General features: G+C 29.2%; 30 protein-coding genes. All 30 read right to left on the bottom strand.

Annotated elements, in window-relative coordinates; translation table 11 throughout:
- Positions 1-92: 92 nt before the first annotated feature.
- The 30 genes from ACWPW7_RS13080 to spoIIIAC all read right to left on the bottom strand — a co-directional run bounded on the left by ACWPW7_RS13080 (position 93) and on the right by spoIIIAC (position 25,785).
- Complete coding sequence (locus tag ACWPW7_RS13080) at positions 93-335, bottom strand: hypothetical protein (RefSeq protein WP_454053856.1); 243 nt, start codon at positions 333-335, stop codon at positions 93-95.
- A complete protein-coding gene (locus ACWPW7_RS13075) occupies positions 332-1,057 on the bottom strand; it encodes a hypothetical protein (protein ID WP_454053855.1) in 726 nt (241 codons plus the stop codon). Before ACWPW7_RS13075 ends, ACWPW7_RS13080 begins: the two co-directional genes overlap by 4 nt.
- 75 nt (positions 1,058-1,132) lie before the next feature.
- A complete protein-coding gene (locus ACWPW7_RS13070; RefSeq protein WP_454053854.1) occupies positions 1,133-1,447 on the bottom strand; it encodes a hypothetical protein in 315 nt (104 codons plus the stop codon).
- Complete coding sequence (locus ACWPW7_RS13065) at positions 1,448-2,608, bottom strand: hypothetical protein (RefSeq protein WP_454053853.1); 1,161 nt, start codon at positions 2,606-2,608, stop codon at positions 1,448-1,450. It abuts the gene before it with no gap.
- Positions 2,605-3,210: a DNRLRE domain-containing protein gene (locus ACWPW7_RS13060; protein WP_454053852.1), complete on the bottom strand. Its 606-nt coding sequence runs from the start codon at positions 3,208-3,210 to the stop codon at positions 2,605-2,607. Before ACWPW7_RS13060 ends, ACWPW7_RS13065 begins: the two co-directional genes overlap by 4 nt.
- A 5-nt stretch (positions 3,211-3,215) precedes the next feature.
- The gene (locus ACWPW7_RS13055; protein WP_454053851.1) at positions 3,216-4,553 is read right to left on the bottom strand and encodes a phage tail tape measure protein; all 1,338 of its coding nucleotides are present in this window, start codon (positions 4,551-4,553) and stop codon (positions 3,216-3,218) included.
- A gap of 195 nt (positions 4,554-4,748) precedes the next feature.
- The gene (locus ACWPW7_RS13050) at positions 4,749-5,201 is read right to left on the bottom strand and encodes a helix-turn-helix domain-containing protein (protein WP_454053850.1); all 453 of its coding nucleotides are present in this window, start codon (positions 5,199-5,201) and stop codon (positions 4,749-4,751) included.
- A gap of 76 nt (positions 5,202-5,277) precedes the next feature.
- Positions 5,278-6,174, bottom strand: coding sequence for a tyrosine-type recombinase/integrase (locus tag ACWPW7_RS13045; RefSeq protein WP_454053849.1), 897 nt, complete (start codon positions 6,172-6,174; stop codon positions 5,278-5,280).
- A 136-nt stretch (positions 6,175-6,310) separates the two neighbouring features.
- Positions 6,311-7,120, bottom strand: a complete 810-nt coding sequence (spo0A, locus tag ACWPW7_RS13040; RefSeq protein ID WP_454053848.1) for a sporulation transcription factor Spo0A — start codon at positions 7,118-7,120, stop codon at positions 6,311-6,313.
- A gap of 186 nt (positions 7,121-7,306) precedes the next feature.
- Positions 7,307-8,494: a SpoIVB peptidase gene (gene spoIVB, locus ACWPW7_RS13035; RefSeq protein WP_454053847.1), complete on the bottom strand. Its 1,188-nt coding sequence runs from the start codon at positions 8,492-8,494 to the stop codon at positions 7,307-7,309.
- 445 nt (positions 8,495-8,939) lie between these two features.
- Positions 8,940-10,634 carry a DNA repair protein RecN gene (gene recN, locus ACWPW7_RS13030; RefSeq protein ID WP_454053846.1) on the bottom strand — a complete coding sequence of 565 codons (1,695 nt, stop codon included), beginning with the start codon at positions 10,632-10,634 and terminating at the stop codon, positions 8,940-8,942.
- A 12-nt stretch (positions 10,635-10,646) separates the two neighbouring features.
- The gene (locus ACWPW7_RS13025; protein ID WP_454053845.1) at positions 10,647-11,099 is read right to left on the bottom strand and encodes an arginine repressor; all 453 of its coding nucleotides are present in this window, start codon (positions 11,097-11,099) and stop codon (positions 10,647-10,649) included.
- Positions 11,096-11,950, bottom strand: coding sequence for an NAD(+)/NADH kinase (locus ACWPW7_RS13020; RefSeq protein WP_454053844.1), 855 nt, complete (start codon positions 11,948-11,950; stop codon positions 11,096-11,098). Before ACWPW7_RS13020 ends, ACWPW7_RS13025 begins: the two co-directional genes overlap by 4 nt.
- Positions 11,947-12,771: a TlyA family RNA methyltransferase gene (locus tag ACWPW7_RS13015; RefSeq protein WP_454053843.1), complete on the bottom strand. Its 825-nt coding sequence runs from the start codon at positions 12,769-12,771 to the stop codon at positions 11,947-11,949. Before ACWPW7_RS13015 ends, ACWPW7_RS13020 begins: the two co-directional genes overlap by 4 nt.
- A 10-nt stretch (positions 12,772-12,781) precedes the next feature.
- The gene (dxs, locus tag ACWPW7_RS13010; protein WP_454053842.1) at positions 12,782-14,647 is read right to left on the bottom strand and encodes a 1-deoxy-D-xylulose-5-phosphate synthase; all 1,866 of its coding nucleotides are present in this window, start codon (positions 14,645-14,647) and stop codon (positions 12,782-12,784) included.
- A gap of 4 nt (positions 14,648-14,651) precedes the next feature.
- Positions 14,652-15,227, bottom strand: a complete 576-nt coding sequence (locus tag ACWPW7_RS13005) for a hypothetical protein (protein ID WP_454053841.1) — start codon at positions 15,225-15,227, stop codon at positions 14,652-14,654.
- Positions 15,228-15,905: 678 nt separating this feature from the next.
- Positions 15,906-16,772 (bottom strand): polyprenyl synthetase family protein, encoded by an 867-nt coding sequence (locus tag ACWPW7_RS13000; protein ID WP_454055508.1) that lies wholly within the window; start codon positions 16,770-16,772, stop codon positions 15,906-15,908.
- A 119-nt stretch (positions 16,773-16,891) separates the two neighbouring features.
- On the bottom strand, positions 16,892-17,116 hold the full coding sequence (locus tag ACWPW7_RS12995) for an exodeoxyribonuclease VII small subunit (protein WP_291562099.1): 225 nt from the start codon (positions 17,114-17,116) through the stop codon (positions 16,892-16,894).
- Entirely contained in the window at positions 17,116-18,321 is a 1,206-nt protein-coding gene (xseA, locus tag ACWPW7_RS12990; protein ID WP_454053840.1) for an exodeoxyribonuclease VII large subunit, read from the bottom strand. Before xseA ends, ACWPW7_RS12995 begins: the two co-directional genes overlap by 1 nt.
- On the bottom strand, positions 18,314-19,159 hold the full coding sequence (locus ACWPW7_RS12985) for a bifunctional 5,10-methylenetetrahydrofolate dehydrogenase/5,10-methenyltetrahydrofolate cyclohydrolase (protein ID WP_454053839.1): 846 nt from the start codon (positions 19,157-19,159) through the stop codon (positions 18,314-18,316). The genes xseA and ACWPW7_RS12985 overlap by 8 nt, the downstream gene beginning before the upstream one ends.
- A 166-nt stretch (positions 19,160-19,325) precedes the next feature.
- A complete protein-coding gene (nusB, locus tag ACWPW7_RS12980; RefSeq protein ID WP_454053838.1) occupies positions 19,326-19,730 on the bottom strand; it encodes a transcription antitermination factor NusB in 405 nt (134 codons plus the stop codon).
- Positions 19,731-20,071: 341 nt separating this feature from the next.
- Complete coding sequence (locus ACWPW7_RS12975) at positions 20,072-21,007, bottom strand: IS3 family transposase (RefSeq protein WP_454052549.1); 936 nt, start codon at positions 21,005-21,007, stop codon at positions 20,072-20,074.
- A gap of 14 nt (positions 21,008-21,021) precedes the next feature.
- Positions 21,022-21,327, bottom strand: a complete 306-nt coding sequence (locus ACWPW7_RS12970; protein ID WP_454052550.1) for a transposase — start codon at positions 21,325-21,327, stop codon at positions 21,022-21,024.
- Positions 21,328-21,675: 348 nt separating this feature from the next.
- Entirely contained in the window at positions 21,676-22,077 is a 402-nt protein-coding gene (locus tag ACWPW7_RS12965) for an Asp23/Gls24 family envelope stress response protein (protein ID WP_454053837.1), read from the bottom strand.
- Between the two features lie 76 nt (positions 22,078-22,153).
- Positions 22,154-22,654 carry a SpoIIIAH-like family protein gene (locus tag ACWPW7_RS12960; RefSeq protein ID WP_039632663.1) on the bottom strand — a complete coding sequence of 167 codons (501 nt, stop codon included), beginning with the start codon at positions 22,652-22,654 and terminating at the stop codon, positions 22,154-22,156.
- Between the two features lie 40 nt (positions 22,655-22,694).
- Positions 22,695-23,336 (bottom strand): stage III sporulation protein AG, encoded by a 642-nt coding sequence (spoIIIAG, locus tag ACWPW7_RS12955; protein ID WP_454055507.1) that lies wholly within the window; start codon positions 23,334-23,336, stop codon positions 22,695-22,697.
- Positions 23,337-23,403: 67 nt separating this feature from the next.
- A complete protein-coding gene (gene spoIIIAF / locus ACWPW7_RS12950; RefSeq protein ID WP_454053836.1) occupies positions 23,404-24,012 on the bottom strand; it encodes a stage III sporulation protein AF in 609 nt (202 codons plus the stop codon).
- A gap of 18 nt (positions 24,013-24,030) precedes the next feature.
- Positions 24,031-25,182: a stage III sporulation protein AE gene (gene spoIIIAE / locus ACWPW7_RS12945; protein ID WP_454053835.1), complete on the bottom strand. Its 1,152-nt coding sequence runs from the start codon at positions 25,180-25,182 to the stop codon at positions 24,031-24,033.
- Between the two features lie 9 nt (positions 25,183-25,191).
- Positions 25,192-25,575 carry a stage III sporulation protein AD gene (gene spoIIIAD, locus ACWPW7_RS12940; RefSeq protein WP_291562076.1) on the bottom strand — a complete coding sequence of 128 codons (384 nt, stop codon included), beginning with the start codon at positions 25,573-25,575 and terminating at the stop codon, positions 25,192-25,194.
- Positions 25,576-25,587: 12 nt separating this feature from the next.
- On the bottom strand, positions 25,588-25,785 hold the full coding sequence (gene spoIIIAC / locus ACWPW7_RS12935) for a stage III sporulation protein AC (protein WP_039632654.1): 198 nt from the start codon (positions 25,783-25,785) through the stop codon (positions 25,588-25,590).
- Positions 25,786-25,789: the final 4 nt, after the last annotated feature.

Here is a 25,789-nt window from a genome sequence, read left to right as displayed (position 1 = left end):
TCGCAATTATTATACAGCTTTTGTATAAAATTTAAAACAAAAGAAAATTAAATAAAAAAAGCCTGTTATAGTCCTTCTCTCTACCCCAATTCTTACATAATCTTTCCTAATATAATATAAGTTCCTGCAACCTTTTGTAATAATACTCTATCTCCTACTTTTGGTGTATAACTGGAGATATATTGATAACTTTTAAGACTTGGAGTGTCCTCGCCGTCAAATTGTATCTTGGGTCTACCGCCTGTATAGCCTTTATCTATTTTGCCTAGTTTATAATCGTTCATTTTATTTTGGGGTCTGTCCATTAAATCTTCTATTCTAATTACTTCACTCATATATAGATAACCCTCCTACATGTATGCTCCATATTGCCGCTTCCAATATTTATTCTCCAATTTATTTCTGTAAATTTGCTATTTATACCCATGTTTTTATGATCTATGAATAACAAGTCTAAATAGCTATGATGTGGCATTATAGCAGTGTTAAATCTAAACTCCCCATACACTTGACTAGCTTCATATGCAATTCTTTTTGTATACGCATCTAGGGTAATTGGGTCTGCAATATCATTAACGGTTCTATAATCTGTTATAACTCTTCCTCTGTTTGGTATAGAGATTGGTGAGGTAACGGATACATTTTCATATTTAGAAATTATTGCTTCTTTTTCGGGGTTACTTGCAACTACAACCCATTTATTAGGTACAGAAAATAAGTCTAGTTCCTCTATACTTCCATTTTCGATTATACTTAATTGATTATCTCTATAAGTGTAATCCGCTTCTCTTTCACTTGGAATTAAATATTTATCCGCTCGAAAAACACCAGCTTCATCTACCCACAAACTGGTGTAATTTATTTCTTTTAACAAAGAATTAATAACTTCTAATTTATTTGTACCTATTTCATATTCTTTGTCTATGGTTGCAGTTGCATTTGAAGGCTTAATATCCACTTTACTTATTCCTGCGTTATTTATAATATTTATTATTGCCTCAACATAGTTCGTACCTTTAGGCACTAAATATCTACTCTCAAATTTATCTTCTTTCAAAATTAAAGATTTATCATATAACTCTAAGTCTCTTAATATTATGTTCCCTGCTTCTTTGCGTGTTGGTGTTGAAATTTAAAATACACCTAAATTCCATTTAGCCCATCCGCCATCTTTCATTCGCAAATTTAAAACTGGTCGAATTCTATCACTCAACCAGTTTATATCTTTAAATAAGTTTTCCTTTATAACCAAATTAGCAGTTCTTTTTATCTCCGCTAGAGAATTAAAAACTATATTACCTGTCGTCTCTGCTTCTAATTCACCGATTTTAATATCGTGTTTATTTAAAAGCTCTACAGTATATTTTATCTCTCTTGAACCTGTAGCGTAATGTAGTTGCTTCATTACTTCTTCTTTTGTGTATCTATCAACAGCTAAATCTAACATTTAAACCTCCACTTCTTCAATATAATCTGTTTCAATTATAGAAAACTTTACAGTGTAACCGTCTAAATCCGTGTTCACTATATTTACCCCGTCTATTTTTCCATATACTTTAAGGCACTTATCTCTATATAATACAATTTGTTTTAAATGGTATATATCTATAAACTTTTCTACTTCTTTCTCTTTTAGATAGAAAGCAAATGTGTATGTATTATCTTCAAATACGGTGTAATCTACTACTGGTAATTCCCTTCCTGTATAATGTTGTTTAGTGCTTTGTATATTTAAGCTTATATCTTTTTGTGGGATATTGTTTAAATTGCTTTTAAGTACAAGTAAATCTTCTAAATTAGTTACTGGTGCTAAAGTAGAATATTTTAGATTACATTTCGCAATTTGAATGTCGCTATCTTCGAAAGCTTCTTCCTTAAATACTCTAATAAAATACTCATGCTTTTTACTAGCAACAGAGTAATCTATGTATTGAAAGGTTTCTAACTTACCAATACATGTGAACTTATTTCCACCCATTTTGCGCCTATAAACTAATCCATAGTCAATCTCCATTGCATCAATTTTTATTAGTAGTCCATATGGAATTTGGGATATATTCAAAGCAGGTTTAGGAGGTTTTATTGATTTAATTATAAAACTTAATTCTCCCCATTCAGAAACTAGATCATACTCATTCTTAATCCGTACTTTTGCCGTATACTGCCCTTCATTTAAAGGCATGTTTACCTTATGACTTCTTTCGCTTGTTGAAGCAATATATCCAGTATCATAAATAATTTCAGTATGTCTTAAAATTTGTAGCTGATAGACTTGCTGTGAAGTAGCTTCCCATTTTACAATTGGAGATAATTTATCCTGTTCAACAGATTTTATTACAGGTGTTGAAGGTGTGCCTATTGCAGTGAAACTTAAAGTTGATGAAAAAGAGCTATATTCTCCATATTGGTTTTTTGTTCTTACTCTCCAGCTAATATTCCCGCTTGGGAATGTATTTTTAGGCATATCATAATAGTTATTTGCCGTAGTTTGCGATACAGCTTTCCAACTTCCGGACTTATCTTGCCACTGTAATTCAAATCCGGATTGTGTATCTGATACACTTGTATTATATTGCCACGTAAATCGTATAACTTCTGTATTTTTCAAAAACTTCCACTAGGGCTTGTTGCACTTGGTTGCAGTGGTGGAACATCTTCGTATTGAACAGTTACATAAGGTTTATTGCTACCTTTGCTAGAATAATAACTTGTAATCGTATCACTTAATAGCCTATCTTGTTGAATCCCAACTCCATAACTTAATCTATTAGTGCCATTTTTTCTATCTTCATCTTGAGCATTTGTCAATAGTTGCCTTAGATTGTAGCCATGCCAATTACCACTTACGCTAGGACTTTCATAATAACTAACTCCTGTAGGAGATGCATTATTTGTTACATTATTGCCAGTTATGTTACTAGCCGACCATTGTTCCCTAAATCTGCACTTTCCAAAGTACGGATCATCATTAGAGGATATCTTATACAAATATAGTGTTGCACTATTTATTTTCTTATATTTCAATTCTGATATATCAAATTTTAACAGTGCGCACTGATAAGCGTCATTTCCAGTGCTGCTTCCTCTTCTAAAATTAACTTGAAGTGTACTTGATGTAGAGTAATTACTCCCGTCTTGGTTTGTACTATACCCATCAAAACGTCCATTTATATAGGTATCTTCTGTAATTTGGTATGTTTTAGTTGCCATTTATTTCACCCCCTTCCGTACGCTCTCGCAGTTTGTTTATATTCCTTAGCCATGCGAACAACAGAATTAAAATCATCAACATTCTTGGCATCTATTGTTATGTTGATGATATCTCCTCCACCAAAGCCACCATTATTATTTATATATGGATTTTGACTTGCAGGGATGATTGCTTCATCTTTGTGTAGTTCTGCCACATATCTATCTCTAGGTACTCTTTTAAGACCAGTTGCATGTGAACCTTGAACATTTCTAGGTGCTTGTTGTGCATTTCTCTTAATGTCTTCTACCTGTTTATTGGTTTTGCCTAGTATAGAATCTATCAAGCTGCTTGCCTCGCCACCTTTGCCAGTTAAGACTGTTAATAACCCTAATACTAAAGCTAGTGCCGATGCAACACCCAGTATAGTTACGGTTATCTTAGCCATTGTTAAGTTAGTCCCTGCAAAAACCGTGTTAAATGTACTTGTAACCTGTGAAGCACTAACAATCGCCTTCATTACGCTACCTACTGTAAAAGCTAATGCTCCTGCTATGGATATAACTACTAATAAAGGTGCTGGTATCTTAGATATACCCTTTAGCAATAAAGATATTGCGTCGATTACTGGTGCAAATGCTCCTCCAACCTCTATCAAAGTATTCTTCATAGCATTTATGGACGATGAAAATTTTTCACTAGGCACTTGCAGCTTATCAAATGCTTCTTTAGCTGTTCCATTTGCATTAGTAATTTCTTGGACGTTCTTTGCATAGTTTTCAGCACCTTTTCCTGTAAGGATAAACATAGAGTTAAGTCCTTCAACTCTACCGAATAACTTAGCCATTGAGTCCGAGTTCCCTCTAGTCTTCTTCTGTACATCTTCTAAGAATCCGCTTAAACCTTTACTCTGTAATGCAGTTAAATTAAATTGCAATCCTAATCTTTTAGCCTCTTCTTGTGCTTGTGAGGTTGGTTTAATAACAGCCGCTAAAACCCCTCTTACTCCAGTTATAGCTTCATTAGCACCGACACCAGCTTGTGTCAAGGTGGCAATTGCTGCTTGAACCTGTTCTAATGGCAATTGTGCAGTAGCTGCTAAACCTGCTATTGCTCCAAAGCTTGAACCTAATTCATCTATTGTTAATTTTCCTAATTTCTGTGTCATAATCAGCTGATCTGTCAACTTTGTGCTTTCTTTGGTGCTTAAACCATACGAGTTAATCATAGTTGTAAGAATATCTATCGCTGTTGATGTATCAGTGAATCCAGTTTTAGCTAATAGTGTAGCATCGTTTAGCACATACATAGCTTCAGAAGATTCTATTCCAGATGAAAGTGTCTGAATTAAACAACATACCATAAACTATATGATATATTTTTTAATACTATTTACTATAAATTTATATTAATTTTTTATATGACAAATACACCTATTCTACTATTATTTTTAAAAAAGTTTGATATAATATAAATAGCTGTTAAATAAATGGGTTTATTTAATTGTTGCACCTGTAGAGCCACTAACTCTGCAGGTGCTTTTGCTTTCTTATTAATCCTAGTCTTTAGCTAATAAAGCATCAGGATCATATTTCATTTCACCTAATAACATAGCTTCTAGGTTATTAAAATTATATTGTGTTTGCTCGTAATCATTAAAAGAAGAAACTTTTTCTTTCTTATATTTGTTCTTATAGCTTTTATAAGCGTTTTTAGCCTTGTTTACAGCCTTATCTACTTGTTTTAATATCTTTCTACCTAAGATTGTATAGACATTGCTTATAGACCCTCTACGACGTTTTTGGATAAGTTTGGCATTATATAACTCTTGTAAATAACGTTGAATTGTTCTTACAGATTTATTTAGCTTCTCTCCTAAATAAGACTGGCTAGGAAAGCAAGCATCCTTATCTCCGTAGCACATGCTTTGAAGTAAGCAGTACAATCTAAACGCACCATTACTTAAATTGGAGGTAATTGTGTTATTTTGGATTATTGTATAGTTAATCATTATTTATTACCTCCTCCCATATTAGTAAGAGGACTGAATTGTTGATATGATTTTCTTATATCTGCATCCGTTAAATCTAAGTAGGCTGTACACTAGAATGACCTAAAATTTGAGCCAATGTATGAATTGAGCCTCCTGCCATCAAAAATCTTTTTGCAAAATTATTACGTAATTGATGAGGATGTATATCTATCCCAATTCTTTTTCCATATTCCTTTAATTTCTTTTCAAAAGTTCTAATAAGTACAGGACTTCCTTTACTAGTACAAAATAAATACTCACTTTCTATATATCTATCTTTATATTGCAACCATCTTCTTAATTCTCTATACATTATTTGACTAAAATAAAGATATGTATCCCTTTTTCCTTTTGTATTTTCTGCTGGAAGCAAAATACTTCTATAATTTAAATCTACATCTTCTACTTTTATTTCTAAACATTCTCCAACCCGCATTCCAGTATCTAAAAGAATTTGGATACAAATATAGTCACGATACTCATGAAATTTTGTTGTATTTATATATCTTAGTAAATTAGCAAATTGCTCATCAGTTATAAAATCTTTTATTTTTCTTTCGTTTTTAAAAGGTTTGATATTCTTTACTATATCTTTTTTTATATAATTTTGTTCTTTTAAAAAATTAAAAAATACTTTTATATTCCTAATATAGTTATTTACAGTTGTTATAGAAATTTTTTTATTATAATTTTTTCTTCTATGTGGAGCATTAATTTTTAGAGTACTTTCATTTATTGCAATTGTATATTTTCCTCTGTCTTTAATATAGTTAATATATTCTCGCAATAACTTTTCAGTTATTTTTGTTACATCTATTATTTGTAATTCCTCTTCTAAATACTTAGAAAATAATCTTAAAGTTTGTTCATAACTCATCATAGTTTTTTTAGATAGGTTTTTTGATTCACAGTAAATCATAAATTCATCAATTAAAAAGTTAATATTTTTCATCAAAATAGACCTCCTCCATTTATCCTATAAACGAAGAAAGTCTATTGAATTATTTTTAGAAATTAATACACCTATTTCACAAATTTAATTTTTTTCATAAAAAGCGAATCAGCCGTAAACCCTTGATATTGCGCTATTATCCCACCCTATTTTTTAGTCTTAACTTATCTGCAACCATTGCAATAAATTCTGAATTTGTAGGTTTACCTTTATCATTATGAATGGTATATCCGAATAATTTATTTATGGTATCTACTTGGCCTCTACTCCAAGCTACTTCTATTGCATGTCTTATTGCCCGTTCAACTCTGCTAGCAGTAGTATTATATTTCTTAGCTATAGTTGGATATAACTCCTTAGTAACTGCAGATAAAAATTCAATATCATTTACAACTAATGTAATAGCCTCTCTTAAATACATATATCCTTTAATGTGCGCGGGAACACCTATTTCATGAATTATATTAGTAATTTCCGCCTCTAAATTCATAGGTTCACTTTGCGTAGCTTTTACTTCTGGTGTATCTACTATTACTGGTTTTTTAGTATCATCACTAGTTATTGTATTATTAAACATTTGTCTAATTCTTTTTGTAAATACATCCATATCAAATGGTTTCACTACATAATAGTCTGCTCCCAGTGTTATCGCTCTTTGCGTAATTTTATCTTGTCCTACTGCAGATAGAACAATTATTCTTGGCATAGGATCTAAATTCATACTATTTAATTTTTCAAGTACTCCAAGTCCATCTAGATGTGGCATAATTATATCTAAAACAACTAATTCAGGTTTCTTTTCCTGTATTAGTTTTAAAGCTTCTATACCATCCTTTGCAATCGCAACAACATTTATATCTCTTTGGCTTAATAAATAATCATTAAGAATATTACAAAATTCCTTATTATCATCTGCTATAAGTACACTGATACTAGTTTGTTCCATATTATTATACTCCCCTTTTTCTATAAATTGCCATATACTAACAATTTATAATTTCGACAAAACTAAAACAATTCCTTCTTAAAAAATCATAAAAAAATAAAAATGTGAAAAATTGCTAAAAATAATAAAATGTATAAAATAATACTACTCTTATACATTTTATTATTTTTTATACATAAAATCTACCTATTTTGTTAAAATCCCCGCATCATTTAGCATCCAATCTATATAAATTCCATATCCAGTGTCTGGTTTATTAATTAAAACATGAGTAACAGCACCGATTATTTTTCCATTTTGTATTATAGGACTTCCGCTCATACCCTGTACTATGCCACCTGTTTTCTCTAAAAATTCTTTATCTGTTATTCTTATAATCATACTTTTCGATCCTGGTTCCTTTTGAGGTAAAAGTTTTTCAATTTCTATATCATAAAATCTTGGTTCGCTTCCCTCCACTGTAGTTAATATTTGCGCTTTACCTATTCTTATCTCATCTCTAGATGCTACAGGTAATGGAGCAGAATAACTGTTGTTTACTAGACCAATATTTCCTTCTCCAAACACTCCACATTCAGTATTGTTGTAGATATTCCCAAGACACTTTTCTTCATCAACGAATATTCCTCTAAGTTCTCCTGGATTTCCTTTTGTTCCTTTTCTTACTGATACGATATTAGAAGAAACTACTTCTCCATTTGATATATTCATTATGTTGCCTGTATCAACATCCGTTATTGGGTGTCCTAATGCTCCAAATTTTCCTGTGTTATTATCATAAAAAGTTAATGTACCAACACCAGCAGTTGAATCTCTTACCCAAAGTCCAATTTTATATTTATTATCATTTGCACTTAAAACAGGTTTCACTGCTATATCTAAAGTTTTATCTTTTCTATAAACTGTAATAGTAATCTCATCACCATTACATCTGTTTACATAGGTAGATACATCTTCGGAACTCTTTATATCTACTCCATTTATTTTTATTATACTATCTCCAATTTGTATTCCTGCTTTTGTTGCAGGGCTAACAATTCCGTCTTTTGTTTCAATGTCAGACAGAGCAATTATTAAAGCACCTTTAGTATTAAGTTTTATTCCTATAGGCTTACCTCCCGGATATAGTTTTATTTCGGAAGTTTTAGCATATGTGCTTTGAGTTAATAATATATCGTTATTACTAAAATCATTAATGTTGCCACTTCGTATATTATTTAGGTCATGATCCTTAATATAGGATGCTTCTATATGCCTATTTTCTTCTTTTAATGTATTATGAAAAATATATTCATTAAAAGAACTATAATTGCTTATAGTTAGAGATAAGAAAATTGATGTAAAAAAGCACCATAAACCATTACGTCTCTTCATAATGCTATACCTCCTTTTCAAGTCTGTACTCTTAAATTGCCCTGTTTTAATACTTATTATGTTGAGAGGATATTTCTTTAAAAGTTAAAATTAATATGATATTACTATTATTTAGAAAGGTTAAGAAAAAGATCTTTAATGAATACTTATCTTTCGATTACTATGAAAAGGTAGGAGCTTATATATTAGAAAATTTTAGACTTAATTTAATATCTTATTAATTGTATATTATTAATTTTTAATTCTATATATGTTAAAAAGTTTTAATAAGTGCTAATGTTTTAAGTTAATAATTAAAAATTATTTTTTACCACAACTACCATTATTTATTATTTTTTTAAATTTTATTAATTTATTTATTCTGTTAATTGTAATAAAAAACTATGAATTAATTCAAAATTAATTCATAGTTTTATTTTGCCATTTCTTTTTTATATTATGTATATTATATTATATTTCTCTTTAAAATATTTGCCATCTCAATCATTTCTTCTGAATTATCCAAAGTTAATTTAGTAACTTCACTACCACCTATCATTCTTGCAATTTCATATTTTTTATCTTCTTTACTCATTTTTACAACATTGGTATAAGTAGTATTTTCCAATGATTCTTTTGTAATTAAATAATTATAATCTGCCATACTAGCAATTTGAGGTAAATGAGTTACACAAAAAACCTGATGATTCTTAGAAATTAAGTACATTTTTTCTCCAACTCTTTGAGCTATTCTTCCACTTATTCCTGTATCTATTTCATCGAATATTACAGTAGGAATTTCATCCTTATCTACAAATACTGTTTTAAGTGCTAACATAATTCTAGACAGCTCTCCACCAGATACAATCTCTTCTAAAGGTTGAAGCGGTTGGCCTGGGTTCGTAGAAATATTAAACTGCACCTTATCACTTCCATTACTTGATAATTCTGTAGTGTGTATTATCTCTATTTTAAAGGTGCTTTTATCAAGTCCTATGTAATCAAGCTCTTTTTTTATATTTTTTTCTAATTGCTCACTAATTTCAATTCTCATATGATGAATGTTTAGAGCTTGCTTTTGCATTATATCTACTAATTGCACTTTTTCTTTTTCTAGCTTTTCAATAATTTCACCACTATTAAATAATTCATCAAATCTTTGCTCTAAATCAGATTTATAGTTTAATATATCAGCAATAGTTTCTCCATATTTTTTCTTGCAGACTCCTAGTTGATACATTCTAGAATTTACAAATTCTAATTCTTTCTCATCATAATAAATACTATCTTTTAAAGTTCTAATTTCATCTGTATTTTGCTCTATCAAATAATAACATTCCTCTAAAGCATTAGATATATTTTTAATCTCAGTCTTATGATTTTCTATAGTTCTTAGTTCCCTAATAACATGTGATAAACCATCGATTACAGAAAATCCTTCTTCTAGATTATTTTTTAATAAATTATAAGAGGATAATAAACTTTTTTCTATTTTTTCAGCATTGGATAAAAGTGAAAATCTTTCTTCTAATTCTTCATCTTCTCCTAATTTAGGATTTATATTATTTATTTCATCAATTTGAAATTTAATAAAATCCATATTTTTTTCCCTCTGATTATTATTACCTCTTAAATCAGAAATCTTTTTCTCAATTGAGGATAACTTATCATAGTTTTCCTTGTAAGACTTTAATAAATCTTCTATTTTATCACTACCAAAGGCATCTACATAATTTATATGATTGCTATTATCTAATAAATTTTGATTTTCATGTTGACCATGAATATCTAGCAACACTTCGCTAATTAATTTTATCTTTGATAGTATTAAAGTCTTATTATTTACCTTTGCAATAGATTTTCCTGTATTAAAACTTTCTCTAGTTAAAACTATTACATCATCATAATCTATATCTAGCATATCTAGAATATTTTTAGTTTTTTCATTATCAATAGCAAAAATTGCTTCTACTATAGTCTTTTCTTCACCAGCTCTAATTAAGTTTTTATTAAACTTTCCACCCAAAACATAATTAATTGCATCTATTAATATAGATTTTCCTGCTCCAGTTTCTCCAGATAAAACATTAAAACCTTCTTCAAAATCTATAGATAATTCTTCAATTAATGCAAAGTTCTTAATATTTAATTGTAAAAGCATCTTTAAATCATCCTATCTATGAATCAAATTTTTAATTAGTGATACTATTTCTTCTGCTTTTTCATGGCTTCTAGTAATAACTAAAACAGTATTATCTCCAGCTATAGTACCTGCTACTCCATCTAGTTCAAAAGTGTCCAGTGCTTCCGCAGCTAAAGAAGCTGAAGCTGATATAGTCTTAACTACTAAAAACTTATCAATCTTTTCTACAGTTAAAGCAGTCTTTGATAACATATTTGCCATAGCATTTGGATTATAATTTTTTGCTTTAGTTGGTGCTGAATATTTGTATTTTCCATTATGAGATAAAATTTTTATAAGATTTAACTCCTTAATATCTCTAGAAACTGTTGCTTGGGTTACATTAATCCCTTCATTCCTTAGTTCTTCCGCTAATTCTTCCTGAGTTTCAACATCTTTAGATTTAATGATCTCATAAATCTTTTCATGACGTAAACTTTTCACGAATTATCACCTTCACACTCTATTGACCTAGAAATTATTTTTTTTCTTAATACCTTAAAATAATTATAGTCATTAAATTTTATTAATTTACATTTTCTTGATAACACTTCTACAAATACTTCTTCATCATGATTAAGTTCAACTACATTTTGTCCATCAATATTTAAATAAGCATCTTCAGAATAAGATTTTATTTTAATATTGATCTTATTTTCCGAATGCAATACTATAGTTTTAATCCCTACTGAAATTGGACAAATTGGTGTTATTGATATAATATCCAAAGTTGGATAAATTATAGGACCTCCTGCTGATAATGAATATGCTGTAGACCCTGTTGGGGTACTAATAATTAATCCATCAGCCTTATAATTTATATAAAAAGTATTATCTATATATATATAATAACTAATGGCTCTGGATAAAGTTCCTTTTGATACAACAATATCATTTAAGGCTGTATAATAATATTCACTATTGCTTTTAGGAAGTGAACATTTTATCATCATCCTATCATCAATGTGAAATTCTTTATTAAGTATCCTTTTAACTGCCTCTTCAAAGTCGGACAATTCTATACTAGATAAAAAACCCAAATGACCTATATTTACTGCCAGTATAGGAGTCTCAAATTTCTCTACTGCTCTTGCGGCTCTTAAAATAGTTCCATCTCCACCTAAGGCTATCAATAAGTCTAGATCCCTATTCTTTTCTTCTTCTAAATGAAGAGCATCATAGAATTTGTATATTTCACAATTTATAAAGTATTTTCTTACTATTAATTCAACATACTTTATTGTTTTACCTTCTTTATCTTTTGTTGAATTAATATTTATACCTATTTTTTTCATATCTCCTCCATAGATAATGTAAAATGAGATGAATTTACAACCTTCGAAATAAGGTCATAACTAAATTCTTCCTTATTATTATGATTCTTAGTAAATTCTATTAAATATTCAATATTACCATTGGGTCCCTTAATAGGAGAATAATCTAAATTTATTATTTTAAGACCTATTTCTTTAAGAAACTCTACGATTTTAATTATAACTTCTTTATGAATGTCTAGTTTTTTAACAACACCTTTTTTATTTACTTTTCCTATTCCAACTTCAAATTGAGGCTTAATAAGAGCAACACATATTCCATCATCTTTTAATAGATCTACCACAGATGGAATTACCTTTTTTAAAGATATGAAGGAAACATCTATTGATGCAAAATCGCAATACTCTCCAATGTCTTCAAAACTTAAATATCTGACATTAGTATTTTCCATAGAAACTACCCTAGAATTTCTCCTAAGGTCTTCCACCAATTGATTAGTCCCAACATCAATAGCGTAAATTTTTTTAGCTCTATGCTTAAGCATACAGTCAGTAAAACCGCCAGTAGATGCTCCAATATCTAAACAAACTTTTTCCTCTAAATCAATTGAAAAAATTTTTAAAGCTTTTTCAAGCTTTAGCCCTCCTCTACTAACATAGGGCATAACTTCTCCTTTAAACTCTATTAGTACATTTTCATCAAATTTCTTGCCACATTTTGTTTCCTTTATATTATTAACATAAATTTTGCCATCAATTATGTACTCTCTAGCTTTTTCTCTAGAATTAGCAATTTTTTTATTATAGACTAAAACATCTAATCTTATCTTGTTGTTACACATATAAACTCCTTTATAGAAGATTTATAATATTATTATAAATACCTTCAACATCTAAATTATACATTTTATATAAGGTATCTACTGAACCGTGAGTTATAAATTTATCATTAAATCCCAAATTTATAACCTTAGTATTTTTTGAAATGCTATTTACATATTGAAGAACATTACTACCTAATCCACCGGATATCACATTGTCTTCAATAGTTACAATACTATATCCACTTTCTATAAGTTCCTTTATTAAATTTTTGTCTAAAGGTTTAATAAAGCAAGCATTCACCACTGTACTTTCAATATTATTTTTTAGAAGTTTCTCTCTAACTAAAATAGCATTTTGAACCATTTTCCCAGTAGCTACTAATGCTATTTTACCTTTCATTTCTTGAAGCACTTCCCATTTACCCTTTATAAGTTTCCTTATAGGAGATAAATGTATATTTTCATTATCTCCGCCGCGAGGATATCTTATAGCTATGGGATAATTTTCACTTAGTGCAAAGTTAAGCATAGTTTTAAGTTCATCTACACACTTAGGACTCATTATTGTCATATTAGGTATATGTGATAAATAAGATAAATCAAATATTCCTTGGTGAGTTTCTCCATCTTGTCCCACTATCCCAGCTCTATCAATAGCAAAAACTACTGGTAAATTTTGCAATGCTACATCATGAAGAACCTGATCATAAGCTCTTTGAAGAAAAGTTGAATAAACTGCAAATACTGGTCTTAACCCTGCTGATGCCATACCAGCAGCCATAGTTACTGCATGTTGTTCTGCAATTCCAACATCAAAAAATCTTTTAGGAAATTCTTTAGCAAAATCCCCTAACCCAGTTCCTTCAGGCATAGCAGCAGTAATTGCCACTACTTCTTTTTTCACCTTAGCTATATTTATAAGTTCCTCTCCAAAAACAGATGAGTAGCTTTTACATTTGCTAGAACTTATTTTACCATTATTGCAATCAGAAGGTCCTACACTATGGAACTTATGTGGAGATTTTTCAGCAAGAGAATACCCTTTTCCTTTGGTGGTTATTGCATGTATTACAACTGGTCCATCTATATTTTTAGCCATTTTTAATACCTTGCTTACCTCTTTTATATTATGTCCATCAATAGGTCCAATATATTTAATACCCATATCTTCAAAAAACATTCCCGGTACTAAAATTTGTTTTAAACCATCTTTAATTTTATGTATAGAATTTACCATTCCTTTTCCAACAGTAGGTATTTTTTCTAATGTTGATGTAACATCGCTTTTCATTTTATTATAAAAAGAATCCATTCTTATTTGACTTAAATAAGTAGATACTCCCCCTACATTTTTAGATATAGACATTTGGTTATCATTTAATATTATAATAAGTTTAGTTTTTTTATCACCTACGTCATTTAATGCTTCTAAGGCCATACCTCCAGTTAAAGCACCATCACCAATGACTGCAATAATATCATTATTTTCCCCTTTTAAATCTCTTGCACGTGCCATTCCTATAGCTGCAGATAGTGAAGTACTACTATGACCTGTTTCAAAAAAATCATATTTACTTTCTTCTCTTTTAGGAAAACCACTTATTCCTCCATAATTCCTTAAACCATCAAATTTATCTTTTCTTCCTGTCAAAATTTTATGAACATAAGACTGGTGTCCTACATCCCATATAACTTTATCTTTATCAAAATTAAAAACATTAAATAAACTAATAGTTAGCTCAACTACACCTAAATTAGAAGCTAAGTGGCCTCCTGTTTTTGAAACTTTTTCTATTAAAAATTGGCGTATTTCTTGAGCAAACTCATTTAGTTCCTGTATATTCATCTCTCTTATACTGCTAAAATCACTATAACTATGTAAGTATTTTGTCATTTTTTTATCCTCTTTTTACAAAATGTAATATTTTTGCAACCGTAAAAATTATATCATTGCTTTTTGCAATAGCAAATTTCTTCCCCATAGCTTTTCCCCCTACGGTCATGGAAGCAATTATAGCACTAACTATAGCTGCTATAAATACATAATTTAAGGTTGGGTATAAATGCTTAATTTTTTCTACTATAACTACGCCTACAGATCCACTTATTATACCACATATATCGCCTACAACATCGTTGCAAAAATTAGAAACCTTGCTAGCATTTCTCATTAATTTTACAGCTATATTGGCTCCCCCTATTTTTTGAGATGCCATTGAATGAAATGGCACTTCATTACCAGCAGTCACAGCAGTACCCACTATATCAAAGATAACTCCTAATAAAACAATGAAAAGTAATATTCCTATAGCTATTGGTACATTTACCTGTGATAGTGTAGCTTCAGATAAGAGTGAAACTGAACCACTTATAATCATCGTGCATATAATAATTACAAAAATCCAACGATTTTCTTTTTTTTTACCCTCTTTTTTTGAATTTTTATTTCTTTTTTTACATCTATCTTTACTCAATATAATCCTCCAAAAAAATCAAAAAGTGGTAACATATTAAGTAAATTTTGCGGCTTAGGTCCAGCAGGATTTCCCATAGAGCAACTAAAATGTCGCCATTTCAGTAGTTTCCTTTTAATGCTCTATCTATAGTGTTACCAAATCTACAGGGCTAGATTACCACTTAGTCCACACTACAATCCCTAATATGTTTTATAAAATAAACAGTCTAGGAGATTTCCTCAACAGTTAGGTATTTTTTTATCCTCTTTTGCAGCATAGGTTTTAGTAAGCAATAACCGCAATGCTTTGGCCTAAGCATATTGGTTTGTTCTCACCTCTACCCACCCCACTCAAGGCAAGCTACTCTGCACATAGCTAAGTTTACCACAATACAGGTTTAATCCATTGCCGTACTTTGGATATTTCTTCCAAAGCACATACAATGGTCTCCACGGATGTAGGGTCAATGTCGCATGCCTTTGCGATTGCCCCACAACCTTACTCCCAGCACCAACCCACAACTGGGCGTTATAAGCCAGCACAAGGAACTTCATCGATATGCTCTTTAACGGATTTTTAGCCCCGTCCTCAAAAATACTTACCTGACTAGAATACTGCACCACCTTTTGAAACACATTATACCACATGAAATAAAAATGTCAAAACCGTAAATTCCACTTAAAAATCTCTTTTAAATTAATATTGACGCTCTAATAAAAACATGGTTAATTCACTCAATAAAGATGTGTTTTTATTAAGTTTATTTAATAATTCAAAGCATTCTTTAGTAATTTCTTCACATAAATTTATACATTTTTCTAAACCATACATTGTAACAAAAGTTGTCTTATCATTGCTACTATCACTTAGGCTTTTTCCTATTAAGATTTCATCTCCAATAGTATCTAATATATCATCTTTTATTTGGAAAGCTAATCCTAATTTATCCCCATACTCTCCTAAAATGCAAATTTCTTCTTCTGTTGCACCACCTAAAATTGCACCACTTATAATTGAAGCTTTTATAAGTTGTCCCGTTTTATTTTTATGCATTTTAAGCATTGTTCCTTCTGATATTTTTTCATTTTCACTTTCTATATCTATAATTTGTCCTAATATCATTCCTTCTGCTCCTGAAGCATTAGCTATAACATTAGAAGCCTTTATTTTTCTTTCTTCACACTTTAAGCATTCCTTAAACATTATTATCATAGCTTCATTTAGTAGACCGTCGCCAGCTAAAATAGCTCTAGCTTCTCCAAATTTAATATGGTTTGTTGCCATTCCTCTTCTTAATTCATCATTATCCATAGAAGGCAAGTCATCATGTATTAAAGAATATGTATGAATCATTTCCATGGCTGCTGCAAAAGGTAATGCTTCTATATAATTCTCTTTATATAATCCATAAACTAAAAGTAAAAGTATAGGTCTGACTCTTTTTCCACCTATATTTAAACTATAAATCATTGGCTCAAAATACCCTTTATTTTCTGATGACTTGTTTTCGAAATATTCATTTATCCATGTTTCTATTAAATTTTTATAATCTTTTATAAACATTTCCATTTCCTTTCCATTATATACAATTAATAATAGAAAATTTACCATTTATTAATTGTACATATTTCTTTTTTAAATTTGATATAAATAAAAGGTAATATACTTAATAATAATTAGAATTAATCAACTTCTTCAAAATTAAAATCCTTTTCTTCACCATTGGATAATAACTTAATCTTGCCTTCATATTCATTTAACATTTTGTAAAGTTCATTACAAAGTTTAATTCCTGCTTCATATTGTTTCATAGAATCTTCTAAAGTTAGCTCACTACTCTCCATGTCAGAGATTATTTCTGTCAATTTCATTAATTTATCTTCATAACTTTCTTTTTTTCTTGCCATTAAACATTCTCCTTATACTGAACTTTAAAATCACCACTACCGTCTTTCAATAAAATTTTAATTTGCTCTTTTGCTTTTAAGGATTTAATTGAAGTTATTAAATTATTATTTTCATCTTCAACTAATGCATACCCCTTATTTAGTACATTTAATGGATTATGAGCACTTAGCAATTCATAGCTTTTAGAAATTTTTAATAGTTGCTTTTCCAATATACTCTCAATTTTATTATCTAATAAATTTTTAAATTTATCTATAGTTTGATACTGATTAATAACATAATTTTCTGGACTGTTTAATTGAAGAGTCTTTATATATAAATTTAATTTATTTTTTTCTTCTTTAATTTTTTTATCTATATTTATATTAATTAATCCTTTATACCCCATTAATCTTTCTTCTAAATCCTTTAAAACTGGAACTGTAAATTCTGCTGCTTGTGACGGGGTTGCAGCTCTCTTATCACTAACAAAATCACTTATAGTATAATCCGTTTCATGACCTACACCTGTAACTATAGGCTTTATAGAAGCTGAAATAGCTCTTGCTACTATTTCTTCATTAAAAGGCCATAGTTCTTCAATAGATCCTCCTCCTCTAGCCAAAATTATTACATCTACATCTTCCATTTTATTTAAACACTCTATAGCTCTTACTATATCTTGACTAGCATTAGCTCCTTGAACTAAGGAAGGATATATAAGTAAATTAACTTTAGGATTTCTTCTAGTTGATACATTTATAATATCCCTAATAGCTGCTCCTGTAGGTGAGGTTATAACTCCTATAGTCCTAGGGAAAATAGGTAATTCTTTTTTTCTAGAAGAGTCGAAAATTCCTTCTGCTTCTAATTTTTTCTTTAACTTTTCAAAGGCTACATATAGTTCACCTTGTCCATCTACATCCATACTATTACAATATAGTTGATACACACCTTCTTTTTCATATACAGATATTCTTCCACTAACAACAACATTCATACCATTTTCTGGTATGAATGTTAATGAGTTTGCATTACTTTTAAACATAACGCAGTTTATTTTAGAAGAATGGTCTTTTAAAGAAAAATAAATGTGTCCACTGCTATGAATTTTTACATTAGATAATTCTCCTTTAACATTAGAATTACTAAGTATAAAGTCATTATCAATAGTCTTTTTAATATAACTATTTAATGCGGTAACACTAATTATTTTTTTATACATTTTTATTCCACGCCTCACAGGTATTTTTTAATAACATAGTTGTTGTCATAGCGCCCACTCCTCCTGGTACTGGACTTACATGAGATGCTACCCCTAATACTTCGTCATAGCATACATCTCCTTTAATCTTTCCATCTACCATTGTAGTTCCAACATCTATAACAATTGCTCCATCTTTTATAAAATCTTTTGTCACAAATCCTGGTCTACCAATTGCAGCAACTAATATATCAGCTTCTTTACAAACTTCTTTTAAGTTTTTTGTCTTAGAATGACATATAGTAACAGTAGCATTTTCATTTAATAAAAGCTGTGCTACTGGCTTCCCTACTATATTACTTCTTCCTATAACTACTGCATTTTTTCCTTTAATATCATTGTCAACATACTTAATAAGCTCAAGTATGCTTTTAGCAGTGCAAGGTATAAAGCATTTTTCTCCTTTGTATAGTCTTCCTGTATTAATATCTGTTAATCCATCTATGTCTTTATTATGACAGATTGCTGAAGTCACTTCTTTTTCATCAAAATTCTTTGGTAGGGGTAATTGAAGAATTATTCCATCTACTGCATTATCATTATTTAACTCTTTAATTTTATCTATAAGTTCTTCCTGTGTAATAGCTTCATCTAATATTAGAGAATTATAACTTACACCTAGGGATTCACTAAGCTTTTGTTGATTTTTCATATAAGAAATAGATCCACCATCATTTCCTACTAAAATAGCTACCATTGACGGCTTTCTTACACCTATTAATGTTTTTTCTTCAATTCTAGCTTTTATGTTTTCTCTATGAGTCACAGCAATTTGTTTTCCATCAATTTTCATACCCATTGTAGTATTCCCCCTTTTTTATATCTAAATAAGCATGAAAAAAATAATTAGTTAATTTTCACACTTTGCCACCAGTGTGTCTATAGTATTACTATTAGTTTAACTTACAGCACTGGTCTAGAGTAAAATATTTTCTCGTCTTAACTAGTTATTTTATTCCAGCTCTTTATTTACCTTTAATTATACTATTTAATACTCCATTAATAAAGGAGGAAGCATTATCTTCTCCATATTTTTTTGCAAGTTCTATAGCTTCATTAACTGATACCTTTTCAGGAATATCATCTTCAAACAAAATTTCACAAACTGCTATTCTAAGTATAGCTAAATTCATTTTTGATAATCTATTTAAGCTCCATTTAACTAAATTTTTTTCTATAGTTTCATCAATTAAAGTTATGTTTTCATTAACAGCCTTTAAAATTCTTATTATGTACCCAAAATCCACATCATCCAATTTTATGTCAGTATTTTCTTTAAAGCTTTCAATTATATCAGTATAACTTTCTTTATTTATTGACATTTCAAATAATAGCTGCATAGCTATTTCTCTTGATTTTTTTCTATTCATAAATTGCCTCCTAATATGTAATTATTAATTTATGTCATTTTTAATTATATGTTGAAATTTAAATTATAATTATTATATCTTATATGTAGATGTACTACTTCCCAATTTAATCTATAAATTTATATAATTGTGTTACTAAATTATTAAAAATTCCACCTTATGTAATATGAATTGACTATTAGCAATGGACAATTATTGATACTTCTCTTTTATAAGAGAAGTTTTCAATTGATTTTTTTCACGTGACGCAGTCACTTTTATTAAAAAATCTATTAAATAAATTGATTTGATTAAAACTAATTTCCACCATAATTGTCGGATTGCCCCCCCAAAAGTGGACTCTAAATGCTAATTACTAGATTATCCTTAAAATTACTATTTGTTAGATTATAGAATTCATTTGGAGTCCTATAACCAATTGAAGAATGTATTCTTTTAAAATTATAATTATTCACATATTTTTCGATAGTATCACTTGCATCCTCTAAGTCTTTAAACAGCCTGCCGGCAAGGCATTCTTGTTGTAAATATCTATGATATGACTCTATGTGAGCATTATAATTAGGACTATGAACAGGTATTCTTTCATGTGTAATATTCTCTTGAACACATAGCTTTTCAAATTTACTAGCTATAAATTGTGATCCATTGTCCGTACGAACTATTAATTCCGAAGTTTTTCCTTTGATACCTCTATTATAAAGTGCTTTTATTACTACAATTTTAGCCTGTTCTGCATTTGGAGAAAGTGACAAATCATATGCTAATATACTTCTATCAAATACATCTATAATAGATGTTAAATAGGCTATTTGCCTTGTTTCAGCTATATAAACATATTTCATATCCATTTCCCAAAACTGATTTGAGTCTGTAATTACGTGATTTTTGCACACTTTAGAGTATCTCTTAATGCCTGTTTTTTTCTTGTTTAATAGACTCATACTCTTCATTAGTCTATAAACTTTCTTCTTATTAATTTTTAGTTTATATTTACTTTTTAAAACTACTCTTACCTTTCTATATCCATAAAACTGTCCTACTTCATCCTTTTTTATTTCCATTATATATTTTTGAATTTCTAAATCAGAAATTTTTTCACCATGTACATTTAAACTATATCCTGGAATGTTTCCTTCGGATTTGTTTAAAGGTTTATTTCCACTTTTAATTAATAATTGGTGTTTATAATAAGTAGATTTCTTTAAACCTAATATTCGTAATATAGTTTTAGTAGGTGCACCTGTAGAAATCCATTCGGATGCATAAGAATGCAACTCAAATTCTTCATTTATCTCTTTTTTTTTAATAAATCTCGAAGAACAGCAACTTCTAATTCAAGCTCTTTGCATTTTTCCTGCGTTTTCTTATACTCTTTTCTATAATCTATAATTATTTGGTCATCTTTAGGTTGCTTAGCATTTTTAGGCTTTAAAGTTTGCTTATATCTTCTATAATTACATTTCCAGTTAGATATCAATCCACTGTGTATATTGTACTTTGCTGCCACTAAAGAGTTACTTCCACATGCTAAAACTTCTTCTACAATTTTTACTCGTTCCTCTTCAGTATATTTTCTAATAAAATTTTCACTCATAATGCACCCCCCCATCTATTAACTCTAGTATAATTCCATTCGAATTATGAGTCTACTATTCTAAAGGGGCCTATGAGTTGTCAATTGTCCATTCTCAATTCTCCATTGATTAAAGTTGTGAATTGAAATATCTAAAGGGTCAGCTATATTCGTCTATGCATTAAGTCCTGAAATAATATGTATTACATCAAATATCTTTAAATTTTATCTCATTATTTTTATTACCGATATATACAATAACCTATGATATAATTATTTTCAACCTAAAAATAATTATATCATAAATAGTTGACACAATAAAAGAAAACTAAACATAAAAACACCCTCTTTATCAGAGGGTGTTTATTGCTAGTTCTCTTTTGCATCTTCCTTATCTGATTTAGGGAGTATAACATTTTGTACAAAAACATTAACTGCTGATACCGTTAAGCCTGTCATTGTTTCTACAGTTCTTCTTACATTATTTTGAACTTTTTCCGCAACTTCAGATATCTTAACTCCATACTCAACTGTAATATATAGATCAATAACAGCACTATCCTCTTCTAAACTAACCTTAACTCCTTTAGAAACATTTTTCTTTCCTCCAAAGATTTGGCTAATTTCTCCTACTAAGCTAGCACTCATTCCAGTAATACCTTTTATTTCAGACGCCGCTATTCCAGCAATTACACTAACTACCTCGTCAGATATTTTTACAATACCCATTTCCATATCGTTGATTTCCTCATGTATTTTATTTTCTTCCATATCAGTACCCCCTTACATTTACATAGGTAAAAGTTGTTAAAAATATTATATCAGATAAAGAATTATATTACAAATATTATTCCATAGCCTTTATTTTTATGTCTTTAATGTTAGCTTTATTCATTACCACATCTTTTACTTGTCTTATTTGTTGATCAGTTAATTCTTTATCAATTTTTACAACTATGTTAGCTTTACTATCTTCTAATTCGCATACTGCTTCCTCAAAGCCTTGTGCTTTTAAAGCAAGCTCGATATTAGTTTCTTTATCTGTTCTAAGTGCTAAATTCTTATACTCTTCAGCAGCTTCAGCTTTTTGCTCAGCAGGAGTATTTTCATCATCTAATAAAGTTTTCAAGGTTTGAATAGCCTTATTTCTACCTTGTTCACGGCTTAGTCTTGATTCTGTAAAGTAATTAGTACTACTTGTAGTCTTAGTTTTTTCATCTTTAACTGTCTCTCCTATGAATTGATCATCAGTTACATATAAAGGTCCATTTACCTTAGTTGCCGCATATCCACATAATACTATAACTAATAGCAATGCAGAAATAATTACAGTTTGTTTTTTATTCATTTATATTCCCCCCAAAATTTTATTTCTAACTCATTATATGCTAATTTTTCATAGGATATACCTGCACTTTTTCTTCCTCTAAACCGAAAAGATTAGTAACTGCTTGACGTACTCTAAGCTCTGTTACTTTATCTCCTGCACCTTCAGCTACTATACATATACCAGTTATTTTAGGATTATAAGTTTTAACTATTAATGGTTCTGTTTTTCCTCCATCATTAGACATCACAACAGTACTTCCACCATTCTCCTGTGTTATATCCCTTTCCCCTCCACCGGTATCTTTTTCTTTTGTGGTACTTTTTGAATCATTCACATTAAATGCTGGAACTTGTTCTTCCCCACCATCAAAATAAATCATTGCCTCTATCTTCCCGACGCCTTCAATTTTTCCTAAAATGCTTATTAGCTCATTTTGAACTTTTTCTTTGTAAGACATTTTTGCTTCTATAATACTAGCTTCTTGTTGTTTATTATTGTTATCATTATTGACCATATTAGAAGCTTTTGTATCTTTAAAAAAACTTCCTACAATTGTTAAAGCTATTCCAGCCAATAAAAGTAAGATTAAATTGAAAGTTTTGTTGTTTGAATTTAGTTTTTTACTTGTTAAGTTATTTTTTCCCTCATTAGGATTATTTATTCTAGTATTCTTATTATTTTTACTTTTGTTAAAATCCATTAGTATATTTTTGAGCCTATCAAAATTCACAGTTATTCCTCCTTTTTTATTCATAGGTTTAATATAATTAATTGCTATTATATAATGAATTTTCTTTATAAACATATATGATCTCTTCAGATACACTATACTTAGAGCTGATATACCTCTTTATTTCTAATGCATTTTCATCCTGCGAATCTTGAACTTTATCCACTGTTACACTATCACTTCCTATTTCTACTTTCTTTATCTTTTCAACAGTGCTATCATTTAATCCAACTTCTATACTATCGATTTGAAAACTATTAGATTCTTTAATAAAAGAAGCCTCTACTTTTGTATTAAACTTTTTATTACCATATTTATCTTGTAAATCCTTTGAACACTGTATTTCCATATTCTGCTCAAAATTTTTAATAGTGTTTTCTACATTAGCTTGTCTATATTTTTCATAATCTGCTTCATACTTTTCTTCAAATATATATGCAGCAGAATTTTCAATCTGCCTATGAATGTCTTCCTCAGAATTTAAAAGCTTAACAATTGGATTTAAAATTATAACTACTAATATTAAACCTAATGCAAATTTACAATATTTTTTCAGTTTATTATCTGGTAATATCATCTGTACTGCTGTAATAAAAAACACTGCAGTACAGATATTTATTATCCATTGTTTTAGAGAATCTATCATCCTTTCATCACCCTATCCTCACAGCATTATAATACTTTTTCCTGTAGAAGCTACAATGGTAATCATTATGAAGAACATTATGCTTACACTTATTATGCAAGAATTTATCATGATAAGAGAATTCCCAGCTGAATCAATCACTGAAACAACTTTTTTATCACTTATAGGCTCTATTAAAGCTGCAGTAAGCTTATATATAAGTGCCATAATTAGTATTTTTATTATTGGAAGTAGCATTATTACTATTATTACAATTAAACCTATAGAGCTTATAGCATTTTTTAAAAGCACTGTGTAACCTGCTACTGTAGAAATAGCATCAGATAATGTTTTACCTACTACAGGTATAAAGCTATCAACTGCAAATTTTGCAGTTTTCATAGTTACTAAATCAAGACTTTTGGCCGCAATACTTCTTATGGTTATTATTGCTATAAAAACAGTCATAAATATTCCTTGTGTCCATAATGCTGATTTTCTAAGAAGGTTTGATAAATTATTTACTTTATAATCATCAGAAATATTATTAACAAATTCCAATACAAAACTCATGCAAATTATCGGTATTAGTACAGTAGCATAAAATCTTGCTCCTACACTACTTATTCCCATTATTATTGGATCCATTAAAGTTGCTTCTACAAAACCTCCAACGCTAGCTAAAAGCATCATTAATATAGGGAATAATGCAGCTACAAAATTACTCATTTCCATAATTGCATCCTTAGCTAAGGTTACACCTATATAAAATCCCTTTACTATTAGAATTATCATCACAGAATAACAAGCAAAATAAGCAATATTAGTCAAACTTTCATTACTAAATGCATTTTGGAGATTATTTAAAAGTGCACATACGATAGCTACAATTATTAATGAACCTACTAATTTAAAAGCAACTAAAACCTCTTTAAATGCATATGTGGAAAAGTATTTAAATAGCTCTTTCATAGATAGTCCACTATCTCCATTTTTTATATAGTTTTTTACAAATTCTTTTGGATTCATATTATTTAATATTTCATATTCACTTTGTATATTAGTTATATAATCATATAGTTTTTCTATTTGTACATTTTGTTCTTCTGTTAATCTAGTGGTATCCTCTATAGCTTGTACATTAAAAGGTAACCACAATATAATAGCTAATACTAACAAAAACCTCTTCATATTCTACCTCTACATTATCTTTAATATAGTTTGCATAACTCCCATAAGTATTGGCATTGCTAAAGTAAGTATTAATATTTTTCCTGCAAATTCAACCTTAGATGCTATGCTATTTTCCCCGGCATCCTTACATACCTCACTACAAAATGAAGATAAATAAGCTATTCCTAAAATTTTAAATACTGTATCTATATAAATTACATCAATATTTGCTTTATTTGCTAAGGTTTGAAGAAAATTTATTACAACTGTCAGCTTACTTATCATAAATAAAAATATTATTATTCCTGCTACTAAACTCACAAATAATGCAATATCATCTCTTTTTCCTTTAATGGTTTGAGTAATAAAGAGAGCACAAAATGCAAAACCTACTATTTGTAATATTTCCATAGTGTCCTCCTTTTAGAAATAAAATAGGGTTTGTATTGATGTGAAAAGTTTGCTTATTAGGCTTATTATCATCATCAAAATTATTATTATTCCTGCAAAATTTGCTATTACAGCATATTCTTCCTTACCACCACTTTTTAAAACCTTATCTATTATTATAAGAACAACTCCTACTGCTCCAATTTTAAATATTAAATTGAAATCTAACATTATC

The organism is Clostridium sp. Marseille-Q7071 (genome assembly GCF_965112025.1).
The sequence above is the reverse complement of the archived record's forward strand: the minus strand, read 5'-3'. Positions and strand labels throughout refer to the sequence as shown.

Bases quoted from the DNA above. Each gene is read 5' to 3' on its own strand.
- ACWPW7_RS13070 (WP_454053854.1), bottom strand. From the start codon at position 1,447: ATGTTAGATTTAGCTGTTGATAGATACACAAAAGAAGAAGTAATGAAG.
- ACWPW7_RS12960 (WP_039632663.1), bottom strand. From the start codon at position 22,654: ATGAATAAAAAACAAACTGTAATTATTTCTGCATTGCTATTAGTTATA.
- ACWPW7_RS12965 (WP_454053837.1), bottom strand. From the start codon at position 22,077: ATGGAAGAAAATAAAATACATGAGGAAATCAACGATATGGAAATGGGT.
- ACWPW7_RS12995 (WP_291562099.1), bottom strand. From the start codon at position 17,116: ATGGCAAGAAAAAAAGAAAGTTATGAAGATAAATTAATGAAATTGACA.
- ACWPW7_RS13060 (WP_454053852.1), bottom strand. From the start codon at position 3,210: ATGGCAACTAAAACATACCAAATTACAGAAGATACCTATATAAATGGA.
- spo0A (WP_454053848.1), bottom strand. From the start codon at position 7,120: ATGGAACAAACTAGTATCAGTGTACTTATAGCAGATGATAATAAGGAA.
- spoIIIAE (WP_454053835.1), bottom strand. From the start codon at position 25,182: ATGAAGAGGTTTTTGTTAGTATTAGCTATTATATTGTGGTTACCTTTT.
- xseA (WP_454053840.1), bottom strand. From the start codon at position 18,321: ATGTATAAAAAAATAATTAGTGTTACCGCATTAAATAGTTATATTAAA.
- spoIVB (WP_454053847.1), bottom strand. From the start codon at position 8,494: ATGAAGAGACGTAATGGTTTATGGTGCTTTTTTACATCAATTTTCTTA.
- spoIIIAG (WP_454055507.1), bottom strand. From the start codon at position 23,336: ATGGATTTTAACAAAAGTAAAAATAATAAGAATACTAGAATAAATAAT.
- ACWPW7_RS12970 (WP_454052550.1), bottom strand. From the start codon at position 21,327: ATGAGTGAAAATTTTATTAGAAAATATACTGAAGAGGAACGAGTAAAA.
- spoIIIAC (WP_039632654.1), bottom strand. From the start codon at position 25,785: ATGTTAGATTTCAATTTAATATTTAAAATTGGAGCAGTAGGAGTTGTT.
- recN (WP_454053846.1), bottom strand. From the start codon at position 10,634: ATGCTTTTACAATTAAATATTAAGAACTTTGCATTAATTGAAGAATTA.
- ACWPW7_RS13045 (WP_454053849.1), bottom strand. From the start codon at position 6,174: ATGAAAAATATTAACTTTTTAATTGATGAATTTATGATTTACTGTGAA.
- nusB (WP_454053838.1), bottom strand. From the start codon at position 19,730: ATGAATAGAAAAAAATCAAGAGAAATAGCTATGCAGCTATTATTTGAA.
- ACWPW7_RS13000 (WP_454055508.1), bottom strand. From the start codon at position 16,772: ATGTTTATAAAAGATTATAAAAATTTAATAGAAACATGGATAAATGAA.
- ACWPW7_RS13050 (WP_454053850.1), bottom strand. From the start codon at position 5,201: ATGATTAACTATACAATAATCCAAAATAACACAATTACCTCCAATTTA.
- dxs (WP_454053842.1), bottom strand. From the start codon at position 14,647: ATGACAAAATACTTACATAGTTATAGTGATTTTAGCAGTATAAGAGAG.
- ACWPW7_RS13080 (WP_454053856.1), bottom strand. From the start codon at position 335: ATGAGTGAAGTAATTAGAATAGAAGATTTAATGGACAGACCCCAAAAT.
- ACWPW7_RS13015 (WP_454053843.1), bottom strand. From the start codon at position 12,771: ATGTGTAACAACAAGATAAGATTAGATGTTTTAGTCTATAATAAAAAA.
- ACWPW7_RS12985 (WP_454053839.1), bottom strand. From the start codon at position 19,159: ATGGGTATGAAAATTGATGGAAAACAAATTGCTGTGACTCATAGAGAA.
- ACWPW7_RS13055 (WP_454053851.1), bottom strand. From the start codon at position 4,553: ATGGTATGTTGTTTAATTCAGACACTTTCATCTGGAATAGAATCTTCT.
- spoIIIAF (WP_454053836.1), bottom strand. From the start codon at position 24,012: ATGATAGATTCTCTAAAACAATGGATAATAAATATCTGTACTGCAGTG.
- spoIIIAD (WP_291562076.1), bottom strand. From the start codon at position 25,575: ATGGAAATATTACAAATAGTAGGTTTTGCATTTTGTGCTCTCTTTATT.
- ACWPW7_RS13020 (WP_454053844.1), bottom strand. From the start codon at position 11,950: ATGAAAAAAATAGGTATAAATATTAATTCAACAAAAGATAAAGAAGGT.